The organism is Bradyrhizobium sp. Leo170 (assembly GCF_004296405.1).
Taxonomy (GTDB): Bacteria; Pseudomonadota; Alphaproteobacteria; order Rhizobiales; family Xanthobacteraceae; genus Bradyrhizobium.
In genome coordinates, this window is the sequence record NZ_PSRR01000782.1 from 1 (window position 1) to 867 (window position 867).

The following is an 867-nucleotide window of genomic DNA, read 5'->3' on the forward strand; positions in this document are numbered from 1 at the left end:
TGCCGGCGTTCTCCGTGCGGGTGCGGAACCAGCGGCTGAGCGCGCTGTCCGGCTGATGGCGCAGCCAGAGCCAGGCCAGTTCGATCGTCTTGTGGCGGGCGCGCCGGTTGCCGGCCTTGCTAATCCCCTGCTCGCGGTCGATGCCGCCGCTTTGCCAGGGACTGGGCGCCAAGCCGCAGTAGCTCGCGACCTCGCGCCGGTTGCGGAAGTCCTTGTAGAACACCTCCTGCACCAGCGTCGTGGCAAACGCCGGGCCGAGTGCCTTGAGTTGCTGCAACTGATCCCGTCGCTTCGCCATCGGTGCGGGCGTCGCAGCGGCTTGCGCCGCCGCCTGGGCCTGCTCCAGCGCCTTGAGCTGGTCACGCACCAGCATCAGCCGGGCATGCTCGCGCTTCACTTCGGCCAGAAGCTGCGGCGGCAACGGCTGCCCTTGCCAGTCCCGCTGCTGCTCCAGCCAGGCGAGCCAGTTGCGCCGTCGCAGGGCCCCGACCGCCATGCCCAGCAGACGCAGCAGCGCCTTGATCCGGTTGGTATGGGCGGTCTGCTCCGTCACCAGTCGCTCGCGCTCGCGGCTGATCCGCCGGGCGTCCTCCTCGGCCACGCTCGGCACCCTGACGATCCGCACCACCCGCGGCTCGCCCCGCAAATAGGCCATCAAGGTGCGCAGCAGAAGCTCGCCGTCGATCCGGTCTGTCTTCGCCCGCCGCGACCGTTGCTCCACTGCAATGCTCGCCGGGTCGAACACGAAGTTCGTGATCCCAGCCGCTTCCAGCCGCCGGTGCAGCCAGAAGCCGTCATAGCCGGCCTCGTAGCAGCTCACCACCCGCGGCGCCGCGCCAAGCTTCGACGTCGCCCGCGCCTTGACCT

At 69.9% G+C, this 867-nt stretch carries 1 protein-coding gene; it reads right to left on the reverse strand.

The window, feature by feature from the left end; all coding sequences use genetic code 11:
- The coding region (locus tag CWO89_RS44675; RefSeq protein ID WP_130584435.1) for an IS110 family RNA-guided transposase at positions 1-867 on the reverse strand (867 nt) is incomplete at both ends.